Raw genomic sequence first — 19037 nt, 5'->3', positions numbered from 1 at the left:
GCCAGTAGCTGCGTCCGCATGCCGGCAGACTCGAAGAAAGCCCCGGTATCAGCACGACGAGGACGCATCATGCACACCAGCATCCGCCACACGGCCACCCCGGCTTCGACGCCCGCCCCCGCTTCGGCACCCACCACCGTGACCTACTGCACCACCCTCGACAGTCCTCTCGGTGAGTTGCTGCTCGTCGGCGTGGACTCCCCCACCGCGCGCTGCGGCATTGCGCTGACCTCGCTCTCCCTCTCCGGACAGCGCGGCGCCACCGTCGTACGGACACACTGGCGCCGCGACGCCCGCCCGTTCGCCGAGGCCATCCGGCAGTTGCGAGCCTACTTCGCCGGCCAACTGCCCCGCTTCGAACTGTCGTTTCAAGCCACGGGTACGGACTTCCAGGAACGCGTCTGGCAGGCCCTGGACGAGATTCCGTACGGCACCACGACCACATACGGTCGGCTCGCCGACGCCCTGGGCGTATCGCGTACCGACGTCCGCGCGCTGGGAGCCGCGATCGGAGCGAACCCGCTGCTGGTCGTACGACCCTGCCACCGGGTGATCGGCGCGGACGGCGGTATGCGAGGGTACGCAGCCGGCGTGGAACGCAAGATCGCGCTGCTGACGCACGAAGGCGCCCTCCAGCCCACCCTCATCTGAACGCCGTGAGCGACTCCCCGCCGATCGCCATGAACGTCCCGCCCGCCGCCGCGTGCGGCACCCACCCGACCGCCGCCCTCCGCGACGTGCCGTCTCCCCTCATCCCGCGGGACGAGGCGGACACATACCAGCCGTTCCCCTCCGCCATCCCCCACACCGACGCCGAACTCTCCACCCTGTTCGGCCTCTTGCTCTCCCCTCCCGTCCCGACGGTGTCGGGGTCGGACGGCCTACCGGGCGCACACCACACCCGCCACCCGCGTCGCCGTCGCCCCCGCGCCCCGTTCGCCGTCACCATCGGACACAGCCGGGACGATGCGTCCACCGCGGCCGCCGCGGCATGCGCGGAGGCATGGCGAGCGGCCGGCCGAACCGTCCTGGCGGTGGTCGACTGGCCGGAGCACGCCGCGTCCTGGCTGCGCCCCGCGCGGCGCTTCACGGCCGATCGGCCGGACGCCTGGGTGGTCGCCGCCGCACCGCTGGGCTGGGCCCAGATGAGCCGTCGGCTCCGCCACAGCACCAACTGGGAACCGGCCCGTACCTACGGCTTCGCGTCGCTCGGCGACTCCCGTCTCGTCGCCCTGGCCGGTCCGGCGACACTCCAGGGCATGCGCGGCGTCTCCGCCGACGGCGGCACCTGGCTCATCGACCGGGGCTGGGTCACCCGGCGCCCTCCGGGCACCCCACCCGCCGCCTCCCCCGGCGGGCCCTGAGCGCATCGCGGAATTCCCCGATGGCTCGTACGGCTCGGGAAGCAGGGAGCGCGAGCCTTCAGCACCCTCCCGGCACCACCCCCGTGCCACCGGACATCCATCGGACATCCCACCGCCATCCCCACCCACCCCATCCCGTGGCAGGCTGAAAGCAAAGAGGAATCAGGAGAAGCACACACGGCAAGCAGCCATCCCCCGTCCTGTCACCATCCCCCACCCCTCGCCCCTGTCCCTGTTCCCCGACTCCGACTCCGAGTCCGAGTCCGAGTCCGAGTCTCCGTCGATTGCCCCATTTCCCACCGCATCAAGGCAGGTCACAAGCCCATGAGCACCCCACTCCCCGGTTTCGAGGACATCGGGCGGCTGCGCGGTGCCGACGGGGCGAGCGGACGTCAGGGGGGCGACCGCCGGCCGGGAGCGACCGCCGGCCTCGAAGGCCGTACCCGCCGGGAGCTGGCCCCCGGGGCGGTCCACGTCCCCGGTTGGCTGTCCCTCGACGAGCAGCGTGAGCTGGTCACCGCCTGCCGGGAGTGGGCGCGCGGCCCGGCTCCGATCCGGCACACCAAACTGCCGCGCGGCGGCGTGATGTCCGTGCAGACGGTGTGCGTCGGCTGGCACTGGCAGCCGTATGCGTACAGTCGCACCGCCGACGATGTGAACGGTGCGCCGGTCGCCGAATTCCCCGACTGGATGGTCGCGTTGGGCCGCCGCGCGCTGGTCGACGCATATCAGGATGCCTCGGCGGGCGACGACTACACCCCGGACGCCGCGCTGATCAATTTCTACGACGGCGAGGCCAAACTCGGCATGCACCAGGACAAGGAAGAGCGTTCCAGCGCGCCGGTGGTTTCCCTCAGCATCGGTGACACCTGCGTCTTCCGCTTCGGCAATACGGAGACCCGCACCAAGCCGTACACCGACATCGAGCTGGTCTCGGGGGATCTCTTCGTCTTCGGTGGTCCTTCGCGTTTCGTGTACCATGGCGTGCCCAAGGTCCATCCGGGCACCGGCGACCCCGCCACCGGCATTTCCACCGGCCGCCTCAACATCACCATGCGGGTCACCGGACTCAGCTGATTCGCGCCCTCCGGGCCTCTGCCGGGGCACACTGGACGCATGTGCCGCAGCATCAAGACGCTCCGTCCGCCCGTCACCCCCGAGGTCAGCGACGAGGACATCCGCGCGGCGGCCTTGCAGTACGTCCGCAAGGTCTCCGGATTCCGCGCCCCGGCCGCCCACAACCGCGAGGTGTTCGACCAAGCCGTCGATGCCGTCGCGGCAGCGACCCAGGAACTCCTCGACGGTCTTCAGATCCGCGGCTCCGCCGCCGTCCACCGCCAGTAGGACGCCATCTCAACGACCAGAACGACCCGTCGCCCGTACACGGGGCATCCGCCCGTACACGGGGCATCCCACCATCCCCCCTCATGCGTCCCTCACCAATCGACCAGCGCCTGCACCGGAAGGTGATCGCTCGGGAACTGCCCGTGCAGCGAATAGGTATTGATCACCGCGCGCCGTGTCCGCACCGTCGGCGAGGTGAGGATCCAGTCGACGCGGTCGCCATCCGGGACCAGCGGGCGATATCCATGGAAGGTTCCGTACTGGGCGCTGCGTGCTTCGGCCGCATCCCAGCTGTCGACGAGCTTGCCGGCCCCGAGCATGGCCTCGTACACGGGGTTCTTGTGCGCGGCGACATTGAAATCGCCGGTGACGATCCGCGGCAATGTCGGATCCAGGGCATCCAACCGCTCATTGATCAGCGCAGCGGAACGCTCCCGCGCATACTGCACAGCGTGATCAAGATGCGTGTTCAGCGCATAGAACTCCCCGGAACCCTGTCTTTCTCCGCTTTCCCCACGACGGCCGCCTTCCCCGGCTCCGCCCTCTCCACCGCGGTACCGAAGATCCCGGAACCGTACCCACGTGGCCATCCGGATCACGGTGTTTCCCCAGGTTCTGGAGCCGATCACATAGGGCGTGTCCGAAAGCCAGAAGTGGTCGTATTCCATCGGAGCGAGACGCCGCACGTCGTAGAAGATCGCCGCGAATTCGTCCCGGCTGCCGCCGGCGCGTCCCGTCCCCACCCAGTCGTAATGGGGGCCGAGATCCGTTGCGATATCACGCAACTGCCCGTAGAGCCCCTCCTGCGTCCCGAGCAGATGAGGGGCCTCCCGGTGCAGCAGACTCCGCATGACCGGTCTGCGCTCGGCCCAGGAATTCGGGCGGGAATCCGACGCATACCGCAAGTTGAACGTCATCACGCGCAGCGATCGCCCGCCGTCGGCGGCGGCGTACGCGGTGCCGCCGCCGTACGCCGCCGTCGGCACTGCTGCCGTAGCAGATCCGGTGACGGCTGTGGCGGCAACTCCGCGCAGCACGGCCCGCCGGCTGAACGCCGCGCCGGAAGCCTCCTCCCGGAATTCCCCGGATTCCCTCGAAGCCGCAGCGACAACAGGCGGCAGCGGCGCATTCTGACCAGAATCTGAACCGGTCCCAGGGGACACAACACGACCGATGTGACCGACAGGGGAACCCGGACCGGATTCCGTCCACTCAGCGGCGCACTCGTCCACAAGTCACTCCCGACTCCAGGATCCTGACTCTCGGATACCGGCCCAGGGTGACCGATCTTCCCAATCTGCTGCGGTCGCCCTCAGCCGTCTTGGACAACGTCGTGGCTCAGACTCCCGCAACACACGAAGTTCCGGAAGTCCTCCGGAAATGAACTGGCCGTGAAACCCTGGCCCGTGTCTCTCGGACCACGGTTTGCTGCCCACCCACTATCTGCCCGCCGGTCACCGACGACTAACGGTCGGCTGCCGGCCCCTGCCAATCCTCGTGCCGGATCCGAGCGAGGTCGCGAACGCCGCTGACCGTCCCCCATTCGTTCTTCCCCAGCCGCGACAGCGGGCGCAACTTGCTGATCTCCGGGTGCCCGTCAACCAGGACGTCGTCCGAGACCACGGCATGTACGACCCGCCCGAACACCACGGTGCCGTCCCCGATCCGCAGTGTGCTGTGCAGTTCGCACTCGAATGCCACCGGCGAGGCGGCGACCCGCGGCGGCTTCACCCGAAGGCTCGGTTCGGCCTCGATCGCCGCCGCCTCGAACTCGCTCACCCCATGCGGGAAGTCGGTGGCCGTGTCGTTGATCTGCTCAAAGAGCTCCTCCGGCGTGAAGTTGACCACGAATTCGCCGGTGGCCTCGATGTTCCGCAAGGTGTCCTTGCGGCCGACGGAGCTGAACTGCACCACCGGCGGTGTCACGCTGGCGATACTGAAGAAGGAATGCGGCGCCAGATTCGCCGTCCCATCGTGGGAGATGGTCGACACCCAGGCGATCGGCCGCGGCACGACCGTGGCGGTCAACAGCTTGTAGAAGTCATTGCGGGGCATCTCAGCAGGATTGAAATCAACTCGCATGGTGATCAGTATCCACCTGCGGGGCCGCGGATTCTACGAACCATCCGCAGCACCGCCCGACCGCGAGGTTCGGTCGAAAATGCCTGGTATCGGAGCCGTCGAGCACCAGGAACCGACACCGTACCAGCCACCGCCAGCGGCACCGTCTGGGAGGACTTCGAGGTCCCCGTCTCCCGTATGCAGCGTTGGATCTCCTGGCACCGGACGGGCAGTTGGCCGCCCAGATCACGGCAGTGATCGAGAACCGCGTGGCGACGGCCGACGCGGTCTTCCACCGCACGGGGGTGGACGCCCGGCAGCTGGCCGCACTGCTGGTCGCGCTCATCGACCTGCTGCGCCAGGAGCACCCCGAGGCCACGGCACTGGACGTCCAGGATCTCTGCGACCCGGTCGTCACCGAGGCACTGGCCACCGCGGGCCTCCACGTCACCGAGCGCTGGCACCAGTACCGCCTCCCGCTCTGGGCAACGCAACCCGGACCGAGCGGGCCAACGGAGGGGGCGCCGCAGAGGGCGTGGCCAGGAGGCACCGGCCGGAAGACGACCGAAGCGGCCCCGCGGCCCGGCGGGGGCGGACCGTCCGTATGAGCTCTTCGTGCCCGGCAGTCCGGGGTTCGGCGGCGCCACCGCGTTCTGGGATCCGGACGGGGATGTTGTTGTGGTCGAAGAGCGGGGCCATGGCGGTGAATTGGTTGCCGTAGAGGGTGCGTTCGCCGGAGCCGATGACGAGGTGTCGAATTCCCGGTCGGGCCTGGCGAGGGCGGCAAGTGGGGCGGCGGCTTCGGGGCGGCGCGCCCACGGGATGGTGCGGGTGTGGCCGACGTCGAAGTACTCGGTTGCGATCCGGCCGTAGCCAGCGGTGAGGGCTTGGGCCCGCAGCAGTGGGCAGGCGCGGGAGGGCGGGTCCCGCCGATCACCGATATGTTGGTGAGCTGGGGGATCCTGCCGACGAGCTCTCAGGAGAAGGGATCACCCTGTGACCGATCTGCCGCCTGAACTGCGTGATCTGATCGCCTCCGGCCCCATGGCCCACCTGAGCACCATCAATGCCGACGGGAGCCCGCAGGTCACCGTCATCTGGATCGGTGTGGATGGCGGTGATCTCGTCAGCGGCCACATGTCGCGTCATGTGAAGCTGCGCAACATCGAGCGGGACCCGCGGGTGGTGCTCTCCTTCGACGCCCCACGAAAGCCCGGCGTCTTCTTGAACCCCTACGCCGTGTTGCGGGCGAGGGCCACCGTTCAGCCGAGCGAGGACGCATGGGATCTGCTCAACCGCTTGGCGAAGACCTACATCTCTCCCGACGCCGGGTTCCCGGGGGAGAAGACGCCCGGTTACATCGTGCGCTACTCCGTCGAACGCATCGGCGGCGTCGGCCCGTGGGTGCCGACTGCGCACTGAGTCACGAGATCGCGGTTCCGGTTGCCGTTCAGTACGGCCGGGCGGCCTGTCGGTGGGCCGGGGCGAGGCTGGCTGCCTCGGCCTTGGGGAAGCTGATCGTCTTCGGGTCTCCGTCCGAGGTGTACCGCCTGACCTTCCCGTCGCGGAGCTTGTCCAGCCAGGCCGTCGAGGTGAACTGGGCCTCCGGGCCGGTCGCCGCCTGGGAGCGGATCCGTGGGATGGCTCCCGGGTCGAAGGCGGTCGAGAACGGGGAGGGGGCTGGGTTGGCTCCCACCAGGTAGACGCCCTGGTGCTGGTAGCGCACACCGCCCGCGGCTCCCTCCAGCACCAGTTGCCGGGAGCGGGACATCGAACCGTTGGGAAGTGCCATCGACACCACCGACAAGCCGGGCACGGCCTGGGTGATCGCCCTCTGGTTGTCGGCGATGGCCTGCTGGGCGGTGGCGTCGTCCACCGTCCCCAGCGCGGTGTGCCGCAGGGTGTGGTTGCCGATCTCGAATTCGTGTTTGACGAGCCAGTCCAGCGGCTTTCGGCCGCCTGGCTCACGGAACGGGTCGGCGTTGACGAAGAAGGTCGCCACGGGGCGGAATCCGGGGTGCTTCCGGGCGACGTCCAGCAGGATGCCCACCGCGGTGTCGGACGCGGGCCGGCCGTCCGTGCTCAGACGGAACTGGCTGACGGTCGAGTCGTCGAAGGTCAGCACCACAGGGTGGGTACCGGCGGGAATGTCGATCTTCCCGCTGCTGAACTCCCGCGCGGTGACCGGTACGTATCCCTCCCGTGCCAGCCGTTCCAGCTCGGCGCGGAAGTCCTGCGGTGTGCGGTCGTACACACTCCGGGGCTCGGCCACCAGCTGGTGGTACATCAGCACCGGGACCGCACCGAGCTCGTCGGCCTGCACTGCCGCCGGGTCGGCGACGGCCGTCTGCCCGCCGGCCCTGTGTGCCCTGCCCGGCGGCCCGTTTCGGCCCCGTTCCAGTGCGGATTGGGCTGCCGAGCAGGCGGTGAGCAGCAGGACGGCTGATGCAACGATGACCGCGCCACCGCTTCGGTGGGATGGCCGCATGATGCCTCCGGATGTGAACGAGATACTGCCCGTCACCTCCAAGCCTCGGGCAACAGCGTGACGCGCACCCCGGCACGCTAGGCCGAATGCATGACTACCCGCACGAAACCTCTTGGACGGACGGCGTGGCGGCTATCTCATGACGCAAGAACACCTCTTTCGAGAACGGCAGAGTGGACATGCGTGGACACCGACCCCGAATACGATCCGTCGTCATCACCATCTCCCTGGTGGTCCCGGCCTGCACGGCGCTCGGCGCCTTCGCCATACAGTCCCTGTCTCACCAGCTGCGGGTCGAAGGGCTCGGCAGCGAGGGCGTGTTGGGCCGAGCCGACGTCAGCAATCCGCATCTTGCGATCACGACCAAGGAAGGGGCCGACGACCTGGCCGAGCTGGAGGTGCGACTCGACGGGAAGCCGGTGCACACCCACCGGGCCGACGGCCGCGTCATTCTCGACGCCCCCGTGCTCGCCGAGGGCAGGCACGAACTGACGGCCACCTCCCACAGTGGCCTGCCCTTCCTGCACGACATATCCCGGACGTTCACGGTGGACACCACCGCCCCGAAACTGCGGCTGTCCCCCGTCCGAGCCACCCGGCCCGGCGCACCGGTGACGGTACGCGGCCGGGTCGAGGACGCCGGGCGGGTGAAGGTCTCCATAGCCGGTGCGCCGGTGCCCGTCCGCGACGACGGCACCTTCTCCCGGCGGCTCGAACGACCCCCCGCCCGTATCGACGTGGCGGCCATGGACGCGGGCGGCAACGTCACCCGCGGGCACGTGGACGCGGTCGCGCCCTATCCCCTCACCCGGGCCGCGCACCTGACCGCCATCGGATGGGCCTCGCCGGAGGTCCGTGAGCCGGTTCTCCAGCTCATCAAAGACAAGAAGGTCAACGCCGTCGAGCTCGACATCAAGGACGAAGACGGCGAGGTCGGCTACGACTCCACGGTGCCACTGGCCCGCGAGATCGGTGCCGTGAAGAACCGCTACGACGCGCACAAGGTGCTCGACACCCTGCACGGCATGGGAGCCCGCGTCGTCGGCCGCATCGTCGCCTTCCGCGATCCCCTCCTGGCCCAGGCATCCCACCGCCAGGGCAAGGACCACCGCCTGGTCCAGGCCCCCGACGGCAGCCCGTACGACGGCGGCCACTACGGCACGCTCTCCTTCACCAACTTCGCCGATCCCGAGGTCCGCCAGTACAACATCGCTCTGGCCACCGAAGCAGCCAAGCTGGGCTTCGACGACATCCTGTACGACTACGTGCGCCGCCCCGACGGGAAGCTCTCCACGCTGCGCTTCCCCGGCCTGGGCAACCAGACCCCCGAAAAGTCCATCGCCGAGTTCGTCGCCGACACCCGCCGCAGCATCCGCCCCGAAGGCACGTACCTCGGGGTCTCGGTCTTCGGTATCGCGGCCACCCGGCCCACCGAAATCGCCCAGGACATCCCCGCCATGGCCCAACACGCCGACTACATCGCCCCCATGGTCTACCCCTCGCACTGGGCTGCCGGTGAGTACGGGGTCGCCAGCCCGAACGCCAGCCCCTACGAGATCGTCAACCGGTCGCTGGCCGACTTCGCCAAACAGGTCAAGGGCACCGGAGCCACGGTCGTCCCCTGGCTCCAGGACTTCTCCCTCGGTGTCCACTACGGCCCCCAGGAAGTCGCCGACCAGATCAGAGCGGCGGCCGGGGACGGCATGAACTCCTTCCTGCTCTGGAACGCCGGAGCCGCCTATCAAGGGGCGGCGCTCGCCACCCTGCGGTGACAAGAGCCGGGATCCCAGCAGGTCGTGCCTGGGCGAAACGGAGCTGACCGGTGGGAGGCAGTCCCTCGCCAGCCACTTCGCAACGCTGCGAAGACCTCGCCGAATCCACCCTGCTGGGCCTCCGCAGCGAAGGGGCGCCGCAGTCCCTCCCGTCCTGCCTGTGCGGTTTCCGGCGGGACCGGAGTAGGGCTTGGTCAGGTTGGCGTGAGTGCTGGTATGTCGCGATTCAGCCACTCCGGCTCGCGGCCGCACCTGTCCAGGACGCATGTCACGGCCGTGCGTGGCGCTGGATGAGGTCCAGGAGGCGGAGCACGGCGGCGTCCGCGTCGGGGCGGTGGACGGCGGCGATGGTCGTCTCCAAGTGCGGCGACGATCCGCGCAGCGGTACGAAGGCGATTCCGGGGATGGGGAAGTCGCGCAGGTCCTCCGGCAGGAGGCTGACGCACAGCCCCGCGGCGACGTAGCCGAGCAGGCCGGTGAGGTCGTCGGCCCCGGCACGGCAGCGAGGGGTGAACCCGGCGTCGCGACAGGCGAGTTGGGCCTGCTGGGCGAGGCTGGGGAGGGCATCCCCGCTGGGCAGGACGAAGTCCTCGTCGCGGAGGTCTGTCAGGGCGATCGCGTCGGCTCCGGCCAGCCGGTGCTCGTGCGGCAGGGCCGCGACGATGCGCTCGACGGCGAAGTCGCGGACGGCCAGGTCGTCCGAGAGGGGCGAGGGGTCGCGGACGAACGCCAGGTCCAGGGTGCCGGCGCGGAGCATCTCGGCGAGGGTGGCGGTGGAGTCCTGGTGCAAGTGGACGCGCAGTCCGGGGAGTTCCTCGGCCGTCGCGCGGAGCAGCCAGGGCAGGTGACGGTGGCTCAGGATGCTCACGTACCCCACCCGCACGTCCCCCTCCAGGCCGTGCGCGACGCGCCGGACCCGCTCGATCGCCGCGGACTGGGAGTCCAGCAGCCGCCGCGCCTCCGTGGCGAAGGCCGTGCCCGCGGGTGTGAGGCGTACGCCGCGCGGGCTGCTCGGGCCCCGCTCCAGGAGGGTCACGCCCAGGCCGCGCTCCAACCGCTGGATGGCCTGGCTGAGCGGGGGCTGGCTCATCGAGAGGCTTTCCGCGGCCCGGCCGAAGTGCTTCTCCTCGGCCACGGCCAGGAACTGCTCCAGCAGGCGTTTCGACAGGTCCATATGGCAGACCATATCAAAAGCAAGGGAAAGCGTATTGGACAGATATGGGGCCGGTGGCGTGGAGTGATGTCAGGCGCTGAGCGGAGGATCCGCTCAGCGCCGGCACACGGCACAGGCGTCTCCAAGGAGGCCACTCATGCACACGCACGACGTCGCCCGGCTGTTCACCACCCCGCTGGACGCACCCGCTTTCGCCCCCACCCGGTACCGGTTCACCGACCGCGAGTACCTCAACATCACCTACCGCACCGACCCCGAGGCCCTGCGACGCGTCGTCCCCGAGCCCCTTTCCGTTCCCGAACCGCTGGTGCGGTTCGAGATCATGCGGATGCCCGACGTGACGGGTCTTGGTGACTACACGGAGGCAGGGCAGGTCGTCCCCGTCGCGTACGGGGGCGAGCCCGGCGAGTACAACCTGGCGATGTACCTCGACAGCGTGCCGGCGATCTCCAGCGGGCGGGAGCTGAGCGCGTACCCGAAGAAGGCGGGCAAGCCCCGGCTCTTCGTCGACTCCGACACCCTGGTCGGCACCCTGGACTACGGCTCGCTGCGGGTGGCCACCGCCACCATGGGCTACAAGCACCACCCGATGGACCCGGACGAGGCCCGCGCGGAGATCTGCGTTCCCACGTACATGGTGAAGGTGGTGCCCGGTTACGACGGGCGGCCGCGCATCTGCGAGCTGGTCCGCACGCAGATCACCGACCTCACGGTCAAGAGCGCCTTCCGCGGCCCGGCCCGCCTGGAGCTCTTCGCGCACGCGCTGGCGCCGCTCGCCGACCTGCCGGTGCTGGAGGTGGTCTCCGCGAGCCACATCCGCACCGACCTCACCCTCAGCCCGGCCGAGGTCGTCCACGACTACCTCAGCCACTGAAGGCGCCCCGAGCAGTCCTTTCGAGAAGTACAGAAAGCGGTGTACGCACCATGAACGCACCCACCACGGACACCCCCGCCGCGTACCGCCGCGCCACGGTCATCGGCGGCGGCGTGATCGGGATCTCGTGGGCGGCTCTCTTCCTCGCCCACGGCCTTGAGGTCACCGTCAACGACCCACGCCCCGACGCGGAGCAGCAGGTCCTGGCGGGCCTCGCGGAGATCACCCCGACCCTGTCCGAACTCGGGCTCCCCACCGAGGACTTCACCTCTCGCCTCCGCTTCGAGGCCGACCTGGCCGCCGCGGTCGCGGACGCCGACGTCGTGCAGGAGAACGGCCCCGAGCGGCTGGAGGTGAAGCAGAGGATCTGGAGGGCCGTCGAGCACGCCGCCCCCGCCCATGCGCTGCTGGCCACCTCCACCTCCGGCATCCCCGCCACCGCGATAGCCGAGGCGATGGAGCAGCCGGAGCGGCTGGTCGTCGGCCACCCGTTCAACCCACCGCACCTCGTGCCGCTGGTGGAGATCGTGCCCGGCGCGAAGACCTCCGCGCGGACCCTGCTGCAGGCCCGCGGCTTCTACGCCTCGCTCGGTAAGAAGCCGCAGGTCCTGCGCAAGGAGATCCCCGGCTTCGTCGCCAACCGCCTGCAGTCCGCGCTCTTCCGCGAGTGCGTGCACCTGGTGGCCGAGGGCGTGGTGACCGAGGCCGAGCTGGACGAGATCGTCACCGACTCCATCGGCCTGCGCTGGGCGGTCGCGGGCCCCTTCCGCACCTTCCACCTCGGCGGCGGACCCGGCGGCCTGCCGCACTTCATCCAGCACCTGGGCAGCGCCATGGAGGCGACCTGGCCGGGTCTCGGTAACCCCACCTTCGACGAACCCACCGTTGCCGTGCTGACCGAGCAGGCGCAGGAGGCGTTCGGGGACGAGACGGTCGGCGAGCTCGCCGCAGGCCGCGACCGCGCGCAGATCGCCCTGATGCGGGCGCTCGGCAAGACCCCGGACACCGCGCCGGACATCGCCGCCGTCCGCACCTGACGCCACACGCCACACGCCTGGCACCTCCCAACCGAACGCCTCACACCGAGGAAGACGAACCACCATGTCGCTCACCGACAAGATCACCAAGGCGATCGCCAACCCCGCGACCGATGACGCCTTCGACGTCCACGCCGAGACTAAGGAGGTGCTGGCCGGCATCGGGCTGAAGCCGCAGGACACCGGCGGCACGATCACCTTCCAAGGCGCGGACCCGGTCGTGCCCAGCACGCTGCGCCTCGGTGCCGCCTCAGGCATCGCCCTCGTCGCCAAGTCCGCCGCCCTCGCGGCGCTGTGGCAGGACCGGACCGGCCGGGGCCAGGACATCCACATGGACCTGCGGGTCGGCCCGCACCGGCTGTGCCCGTTCTACGAGCAGAAGTGGGAGCTGCTCAACGGCTATCCCGGCGGCGCGCCGTCCATCCCCAACATGGCCTACGCCAACGCCTTTTACCGGACCGCCGACGGCCGGTGGATGATGCCGTTCAACATCTACCCGAACATCAAGAACGCCGCCCAGAAGCTGCTGGGCGCACCGGAGGTGCCCGAAGCGGTCGCCGCTGCCATCGCCAAGTGGAACGCCCGCGAGCTGGAGGCGGCCGGGGCCGAGGCCGGGGCCGTGATGCCCATGGTCCGTACGCCCAGCGAGATCCTGGCCGAGCGGCAGTACACCGACGTCCTCGCCGGCATGCCGCTGGTGGAGATCACCCGCGTCGGCGACAGCGCCCCCGAGCCGTTGCCCGAGGGCGCCACGGCCCCGCTCGACGGGGTGCGCACGCTGGGCATGGGCCACATCATCGCGGGCGCGGGTGCAGGCCGCGCCCTGGCCCTGCACGGGGCCGACGTGCTCAACCTGTGGCGCCCGCACGAGCTGGAGCACGACGTCACGTACCTCTCTGCGAACGTCGGCGTGCGTTCGGCCACCGTGAGCCCGTACACCCCCGAAGGTCTGGCCCGCGTCCACGCGCTCCAGGCGGGCGCCGACGTCTTCTTCGCCAACCGCCGCCCCGGCTATCTGGAGTCCATCGGCCTGTCCGAGGAGGAGGCGATCGCCCGGCGGCCGGGTCTCGTCCACGCGACCGTCTCGCTCAACGGGCGCAGTGGCCCGTGGGCCGACTACCTCGGCTTCGACCAGACCGCGGGCGCGCTGACCGGCCTGCTGCACCTGGAGGGCGACGGCGACAAGCCCGCCCTGCCGCCGATCACCGTGGTCAACGACTACCTGGTCTCGTGGTTCCTGGCCGCCGGCATCGTGGAGGCCCTGCGCCGCCGCGCCGTCGACGGCGGCAGCTACCGGGTCCACGTCTCCCTGTCCCGCGTCGCCCTGTGGATCCTCGGCATGGGCATCTTCGACAAGGGCTACGCCACCGAGATCGCCGGCGCCGGCGGGGACCACGCCTACCCCGACCCGGAGATCTTCACCGCCCAGACCCCGCTCGGCCACTACCAGGGCATCACCGACCAGGTGCGGATGTCCGACACCCCGGGCGCGTACCGTCACGTGCTCCTGCCGCGCGGCGCCTGCCGCCCTGAATGGCTGCCCCGGAGCTGAGACACCGCCTTGCAGGGGCCTCCGTCCGTCCGTTTGTCCGTCCGTCCACTCGGCCTCGGGCGGGCGGACGGGCGAACGGACGAACGGACGGACGGGCAGACGGGCAGACGGGCAGACGGACAGACACGGTGACGAGGAGCGGGGCCGCGTCGTATCCGCGCGGAAGCCAAAACCGCCTCGCCACGGCGGCGCTTTGCCCCACCTGGCTGTCGCCTCACCTGTCGGTGATCGCGGAGAGCCATGCGGTGTCCTCTGGGCCCGGCGTTTCGGGGCCGGGCGCTGGCAGCCAGCGGACCTCGCCCGAGCGCAGGGCGACCGTGGCCCGTGGTCTCATCGGCCCGTCACCCCTGCGTGAGAGCAGGACGAGTTCCCAGACCGTCGCCGTCATGGCGTCGAGCCGGGTGGCGCAGTCGGCGGTGACTCGCCGCGGATCCCTGGTCCGCCCCAGGGACAGATGTGGGGTGAAGTCCTTGCCGGGCGCACGACAGCGGGGGAACCGCTGCTGCAGTACACGGTGCAGATGTGCCCACGGCGCCTTGCCGGTGGCCGTAGGGTCGAGCCACACGGTGACGTACGCCCTCTGTCGGAAGGTGCGCACCCCGTTCAGCCGGGCGGTGAAGACCGGTGCCTCGGCCGTCGCCGCGGCGAGCAACGGGGCCGCCCGCTCGAAGTCGGACTCCGGCACGAAGCCGAAGAGCACATTGACATGCGGCGGCCAGCGGTGGATCTGGGGATCGTATTCCCGGCGGATGTCCTGGATCGGCGGCCACAGCTCCGCAGGCGGGATCCAGGCCACCGCCGTGCGGGCCGTCGGGAGCACATCGAGGGCGCCGACAGGCTCGCCCCTGGCAACACTCACGTGCGCTTGCGGGGCCCGCACCCGGCCGGCCCCCCACGCGTCGACGCGGTCCACACCTGTGGTCCGGTCCCAGACCACCTCGCCGTCCGCCTCGATGAACACCACCCGGTGCCACGGGATGTCGCCCCCGGGAACGAAGAGAGGCAGCGGGATGCGTTTGACGGCATCCCTGCGCTGGCTGATCCCCAGCACGAACCGGGCCGGGTCGAACCGTGGGTCCCAGCAGACCCGGTGATAGATCTCGTCGCTGGTTCGCATCACGCCCCCACTCCCGCCTTCACCCCATTCTCTTCCCCGGGAGCCGCCACCCCTGCCCCTGACAGCTACTTCGCTCCGTACCGCGACACGTCTGGTGCGGTGCGTGATGACGCCGGCGTACGTCGAGGCGAGTTCTTGATCGACGGATGAGGGAGCCAGCGCCAACGCCCTCGTCGAGTCGGCCGCCACCGGGGTACCCGAGCGGGTCACCGATCGGCCACGCACCCAGCGGCTCACCCAGCCCGTGCAGACGACAATCGCACCGTAACCACCCACCGCGACCAGGCCGGGCGCGCCCCACACGCCACGCGGGATGCGCCAGGCACCGTCTCTCCAGCAGTGACAGGCAGCCGAGACTCCAGACAGCTCGGCTCCCGTAAGCGCAGCTGCGCGTCGCCATGGTCTTGCCGACAGCGCGCAGCTGCGCTCCCGAGAGGTCCCATGCCTTGCGGTCGTTGCGGTTACTGGGCACCGACGGCGACCAGCCGGGTGTCGGCATCGACGACAACCTGGCGACTGGTCGAATTCCGTAGCGCTTCGACTACTTGGCCATCGTGTGGTCGCAGGTGAGCACCAAGGTCCGGCCCACGATCAGCACCGCCTCCTTGCAAGACCGCTTGCGCGGCTCAAGCGCGAGCAACGGCCCGACGTGATCGATGATCTCCGGTCGACTGCGGACTTCGAGGTCTCAAGCAATGGGACGAGCTGACGCAGCGCCAGATTCCTCCACCAGTACGCGGCGAACAACGGGACCCGGTCCGGCTCCACGGCCAACCCTTGCGGACCGCGTCCGCCCCTTCGCGCCGCAACGCGGCCATCTGGCGCGGGCCACGGAGTTGGGACGGGAGTCGCCGCCCATGACGCAAGACCGATCACAGATCGGCCCACTAGGGTCGGAGGCATGACGACATCCCTTGCCAGCAGTGCCTTCGACTCGCTCCGTCTCGACGCCGTGCCCGACCAAGAGGCGCTGCGCCGGGCCTACGCAGCCCCCAGCGACGCGGCCGTGCGGAAGCAGATGACCGAACTCACCGAGCAGACGCGGCAGTTGATTGGATGCTCATCGTTGGTCCTGGTCGCCAGCGCGGACGCCGAGGGCAACTGTGACGTCTCTCCACGCGGCGGCCCCGCCGGGTTCGTCTCCGTCCTGGACTCACGGACGGTGGCGATACCGGACGCGACCGGCAACAAGCGTCTGGACACCCTGCAGAACGTCGTCGCCACCGGACGGGCCGGGCTGCTGTTCGTCATCCCCGGACGCACCACGACGCTCAGGGTGAACGGCCGGGCCTGCGTCTCCACCCGCCCGGAGCTGCTGTCGCAGCTGACCGCCGTGGGCAAGCCGCCGGCCAGTGCGCTGGTGCTGGGGATCGAGGAGGTCTACCCGCACTGCCCCAAGTCGCTGCTGCGCAGCGCGGCCTGGAAGCCGGAGCAGTGGCTGCCGGCGGACGCCCAGCCGGCCTCGGCCGAGGTGACGCTGGCCCAACTGCGGATGCCGGAGCTGACGATCGCCGACATCGAGCAGGCGGAGGCGGACTCGCTCAAGTACCGGTACGAGTAACGGGCCGGCCTGCGGTTACTGACCCACCAGCCAGCCCAGTCCTTCAGGTCGGCACGCCCCAAGGCCAATCGCGGGGCAGCCCGCAAGATGGTTGGTTTGCCTGGTGGGCACCTCCTTCATGGCTGTCACCTTCGCCCGCAGGACGCCCGCAGGACACCCCTCGGTGGGAAGGCCGTGGGGCAGATGCCAGCCACAACCTTCCCGCCCTTGGCCGCCGGGGGCGGCGGTCGCCTACGCCCCGCCGCCCGCGGCACCCACGCCACGACATCCGGCACGAAGCCCAGCCACGGCAGCGTACGCACCGCCACCGCCACCGCCGACCAACCGGCCTCCCGCCCCGGCCCGGATCGATGCCTCACCACCCGCCGTACACGCACTCGTCAGCGCTCGTCCTCGGCTGAGCGAGAACCGTTGAGTTCCTCTTCGATGGGGGTGCGTTTCTCATGACGGGTGGCGAATCTGCGAGACGGTGCCACTGCGGCGGCGATTGCGAGGACGCCACAGCCACGTCTCTCATAGCAAGTGGCAACGGCCCACGACCACTTGCGTCCATTGAAGGCGCGTGTCGACGGCGTTGCATTGTGTGCCACTCCTGGCGAAGGGCCGCCTGAGCCCAGGGCCCCGCCCACTCGACAGCGCACCCCGCACCCCGCACCCCGCACCCCGCACCCCGCACCCAATGAGTCCACCATACGAAAGGGGCTTTCCATTCTTGGAGTTGATCGCTAGCGTCCTCCGCTGACGACGCGGGCGCCTCCGCACGCGTCCGGACCGAGCGACGAGGGGAACCACCCGTGCCGGCACCAATCGACCTGCGCAGCGACACCTTAAGCACCATCACTCCGCAGATGCGCCGCTTCATGGCGGACGCCGAGGTGGGCGACGACCTCTACGGCGGAGACCCCACTACCCAGCGCCTGGAGCGCCGTTGCGCCGAACTCCTCGGCAAAGAGGCAGCGCTCTTCACCGCGAGCGGCACCCTGAGCAACCAACTGGCCATCCGGGTGCACACGGACCGCGGCAGCGAAATCATCACCGACGCGAAGTACCACATCAACTTCTTCGAGAGCGCCGCCACCGCCGATCTGTCCGGCGTGGTGCTCAACCCCGTGGACAGCCCGGACGGCATCCTCACGCCCCGTCTCCTGGACGCCGCCGTGGACCGCAAGCGACGTGCCCGGCTCACCTCGGCCCCGTCCCTGGTGTGGGTCGAGAACACCGTCAACTACTACGGCGGCAGGGCGATTTCGGTTTCGGACCTGGCCGATCTGCGCGCAGCCTCGCTCGCCAAGGGCCTGCCGACACACATGGACGGTGCCCGACTGCCCAACGCGAGCGTCGCCACCGGCGCCTCGCTCGCCGAGTACGCCGCCACCGTGGACACCGTCGCGGTCTCCTTCGCCAAGGCCCTCGGCGCACCCTTCGGCAGCGTCCTCGCCGGCCCGGCCGAACTGATCGAGCGGGCCGGCGTCTACCGCCTGTGGTACGGCGGCGGCCTGCACCAGTCCGGCTTCATGGCGGCCGCCGCGCTGTACGCCCTGGAACACAACGTCGACCGGCTCGCCGAGGATCACGCCCATGCCCGGCTGCTGCGCGAACTCCTCGTCGAAAGCCCGGCGTTCAGCGCTCCCGAGCCCGAGACCAACATGGTCATCGCGGATGTCTCCGGCACCGGCCTCAACTCGGCCGAGTTCGTCTCAGCTGCTACCGAAGCCGGCGTGAAGGTCGCCCGCTGGACCGACACACAGGTCCGGATCGTCGCGCGCCTCGGCGTGGACGAAGCCGTCGTACGCGACGCCGTGCGGCGCCTGCACCAGGTGGCCGACCGGCAGCCCTCCCCGGCCATGAAGCCATGACGTACACCGACCTGTGGGCGCCGCTCGACTGGCCGGGATTCGGTGGTGTCACCCTCGTCGCCCTGCTGTTCCTGTGCGTGACGGCCCTTCTCGCCGGCGCGGTCGACGCCATCGTGGGTGGCGGCGGTCTGCTGCAGCTGCCGGCGATGCTCCTCGTCAACCCCGGTGGGGCGGTGGTCCATTCGCTGGCCACCAGCAAGATGGTCGGCCTGGTGGGCACCTCCGCCGCAGCCGTCACCTTCGCCCGCAAGACGCCCCTCGACTGGAAGGCCGTGGGGCAGATGGCAGCCACGACCTTCCCGGCCTCGGTCGGCGGAGCGGCGGTCGCCTCCGCCCTGCCCAAGTCGGTCCTGAACACCGTGGTGCTGTGTGCCCTGGTGATCGTGGGCCTGTACACCTGGCGCAAACCCGAGTTCGGCGTGGACGAGGACCGCCGCTTTGGACGCCGCGGCGAACTGATCGCCATGACGGTGGGCGGCGCGGCCATCGGCTTCTGGGACGGCCTCGGCCCGCCAGGCACCGGCTCCTTCCTGGTGTTCCTCCTCGTCGGAGTCATCGGCTACGCCTTCCTGCGCGCCTCCGCCGTGGCCAAGGTCGTCAACATCGCCGCCAACCTCGGGGCACTGGTCTTCTTCATCCCCGCCGGCAAGGTGCTGTGGGGCCTCGGTGGAGCCATGGCCGTGTGCAACCTCGTGGGCGGCGTCCTCGGCGCCTCCCTGGCCATGAAGCGCGGCTCCACCTTCGTACGCAAAGTCTTCCTGGTGGTCGTCTCGGGTCTGGTGATCAGCGTGACCTGGAAGCTGTCGCTGGCGTAGGCCGCGGTGCAGAGGAGCCCCC

18 protein-coding genes and 1 pseudogene are annotated in these 19037 nt (G+C 69.9%); 13 read left to right on the top strand and 6 right to left on the bottom strand.

What is annotated here, in order from left to right:
- Positions 1–69: 69 nt before the first annotated feature.
- The 4 genes from MOV08_RS38860 (at position 70) to MOV08_RS38845 (ending at position 2708) form a co-directional block, all read left to right on the top strand.
- Positions 70–651 (top strand): methylated-DNA--[protein]-cysteine S-methyltransferase, encoded by a 582-nt coding sequence (locus MOV08_RS38860; RefSeq protein WP_078876074.1) that lies wholly within the window; start codon positions 70–72, stop codon positions 649–651.
- Between the two features lie 5 nt (positions 652–656).
- Positions 657–1364, top strand: coding sequence for a hypothetical protein (locus MOV08_RS38855; RefSeq protein ID WP_275310847.1), 708 nt, complete (start codon positions 657–659; stop codon positions 1362–1364).
- A 324-nt stretch (positions 1365–1688) separates the two neighbouring features.
- Positions 1689–2441, top strand: coding sequence for an alpha-ketoglutarate-dependent dioxygenase AlkB family protein (locus MOV08_RS38850; RefSeq protein WP_275310845.1), 753 nt, complete (start codon positions 1689–1691; stop codon positions 2439–2441).
- A 39-nt stretch (positions 2442–2480) separates the two neighbouring features.
- On the top strand, positions 2481–2708 hold the full coding sequence (locus tag MOV08_RS38845; RefSeq protein WP_275310844.1) for a DUF2277 domain-containing protein: 228 nt from the start codon (positions 2481–2483) through the stop codon (positions 2706–2708).
- 92 nt (positions 2709–2800) lie between these two features.
- Here the strand turns inward: MOV08_RS38845 and MOV08_RS38840 are convergent, their stop codons facing one another.
- Both MOV08_RS38840 and MOV08_RS38835 read right to left on the bottom strand, forming a co-directional pair.
- Entirely contained in the window at positions 2801–3745 is a 945-nt protein-coding gene (locus MOV08_RS38840) for an endonuclease/exonuclease/phosphatase family protein (RefSeq protein ID WP_275310842.1), read from the bottom strand.
- Between the two features lie 427 nt (positions 3746–4172).
- Positions 4173–4790, bottom strand: coding sequence for a flavin reductase family protein (locus tag MOV08_RS38835; protein WP_039638891.1), 618 nt, complete (start codon positions 4788–4790; stop codon positions 4173–4175).
- Positions 4791–4975: 185 nt separating this feature from the next.
- On the opposite strand from MOV08_RS38835, the gene MOV08_RS38830 reads away from it, so the two are divergent.
- Together MOV08_RS38830 and MOV08_RS38825 are read left to right on the top strand one after the other, a co-directional pair.
- Positions 4976–5377 (top strand): hypothetical protein, encoded by a 402-nt coding sequence (locus MOV08_RS38830; RefSeq protein ID WP_275310841.1) that lies wholly within the window; start codon positions 4976–4978, stop codon positions 5375–5377.
- Positions 5378–5765: 388 nt separating this feature from the next.
- A complete protein-coding gene (locus tag MOV08_RS38825) occupies positions 5766–6191 on the top strand; it encodes a PPOX class F420-dependent oxidoreductase (protein WP_039638889.1) in 426 nt (141 codons plus the stop codon).
- 28 nt (positions 6192–6219) lie between these two features.
- On the opposite strand, the gene MOV08_RS38820 is transcribed toward MOV08_RS38825, so the two are convergent.
- Entirely contained in the window at positions 6220–7257 is a 1038-nt protein-coding gene (locus MOV08_RS38820; protein ID WP_275310839.1) for a polysaccharide deacetylase family protein, read from the bottom strand.
- Positions 7258–7436: 179 nt separating this feature from the next.
- Here MOV08_RS38820 and MOV08_RS38815 point away from each other — a divergent pair, with 179 nt between their 5' ends.
- Positions 7437–9029: a putative glycoside hydrolase gene (locus MOV08_RS38815; RefSeq protein WP_275310837.1), complete on the top strand. Its 1593-nt coding sequence runs from the start codon at positions 7437–7439 to the stop codon at positions 9027–9029.
- Positions 9030–9297: 268 nt separating this feature from the next.
- Here the strand turns inward: MOV08_RS38815 and MOV08_RS38810 are convergent, their stop codons facing one another.
- The gene (locus MOV08_RS38810) at positions 9298–10203 is read right to left on the bottom strand and encodes a LysR substrate-binding domain-containing protein (protein WP_039638885.1); all 906 of its coding nucleotides are present in this window, start codon (positions 10201–10203) and stop codon (positions 9298–9300) included.
- Between the two features lie 136 nt (positions 10204–10339).
- Here MOV08_RS38810 and MOV08_RS38805 point away from each other — a divergent pair, with 136 nt between their 5' ends.
- The 3 genes from MOV08_RS38805 to MOV08_RS38795 all read left to right on the top strand — a co-directional run bounded on the left by MOV08_RS38805 (position 10340) and on the right by MOV08_RS38795 (position 13666).
- A complete protein-coding gene (locus MOV08_RS38805; RefSeq protein WP_275310835.1) occupies positions 10340–11077 on the top strand; it encodes an acetoacetate decarboxylase in 738 nt (245 codons plus the stop codon).
- 50 nt (positions 11078–11127) lie between these two features.
- Positions 11128–12114 carry a 3-hydroxyacyl-CoA dehydrogenase NAD-binding domain-containing protein gene (locus MOV08_RS38800; RefSeq protein WP_275310833.1) on the top strand — a complete coding sequence of 329 codons (987 nt, stop codon included), beginning with the start codon at positions 11128–11130 and terminating at the stop codon, positions 12112–12114.
- Between the two features lie 64 nt (positions 12115–12178).
- Positions 12179–13666, top strand: a complete 1488-nt coding sequence (locus MOV08_RS38795; RefSeq protein ID WP_275310832.1) for a CoA transferase — start codon at positions 12179–12181, stop codon at positions 13664–13666.
- A gap of 214 nt (positions 13667–13880) precedes the next feature.
- Here MOV08_RS38795 and MOV08_RS38790 read toward each other — a convergent pair whose 3' ends face one another.
- The gene (locus tag MOV08_RS38790; RefSeq protein ID WP_275312021.1) at positions 13881–14783 is read right to left on the bottom strand and encodes an RNA repair domain-containing protein; all 903 of its coding nucleotides are present in this window, start codon (positions 14781–14783) and stop codon (positions 13881–13883) included.
- A gap of 397 nt (positions 14784–15180) precedes the next feature.
- Positions 15181–15601: pseudogene (locus MOV08_RS38785) on the bottom strand (IS5/IS1182 family transposase); the annotation flags it as partial.
- An 83-nt stretch (positions 15602–15684) separates the two neighbouring features.
- On the opposite strand from MOV08_RS38785, the gene MOV08_RS38780 reads away from it, so the two are divergent.
- The 3 genes from MOV08_RS38780 to MOV08_RS38770 all read left to right on the top strand — a co-directional run bounded on the left by MOV08_RS38780 (position 15685) and on the right by MOV08_RS38770 (position 19015).
- Entirely contained in the window at positions 15685–16344 is a 660-nt protein-coding gene (locus MOV08_RS38780; RefSeq protein ID WP_275310830.1) for an MSMEG_1061 family FMN-dependent PPOX-type flavoprotein, read from the top strand.
- 794 nt (positions 16345–17138) lie between these two features.
- Positions 17139–18200 (top strand): threonine aldolase family protein, encoded by a 1062-nt coding sequence (locus MOV08_RS38775; protein ID WP_275310828.1) that lies wholly within the window; start codon positions 17139–17141, stop codon positions 18198–18200.
- Positions 18197–19015 carry a TSUP family transporter gene (locus MOV08_RS38770; protein WP_039638874.1) on the top strand — a complete coding sequence of 273 codons (819 nt, stop codon included), beginning with the start codon at positions 18197–18199 and terminating at the stop codon, positions 19013–19015. Before MOV08_RS38775 ends, MOV08_RS38770 begins: the two co-directional genes overlap by 4 nt.
- Positions 19016–19037: the final 22 nt, after the last annotated feature.

Source organism: Streptomyces yunnanensis (genome assembly GCF_029011865.1).
Taxonomy (GTDB): domain Bacteria; phylum Actinomycetota; class Actinomycetes; order Streptomycetales; family Streptomycetaceae; genus Streptomyces; species Streptomyces yunnanensis.
The sequence above is the reverse complement of the archived record's forward strand: the minus strand, read 5'-3'. Positions and strand labels throughout refer to the sequence as shown.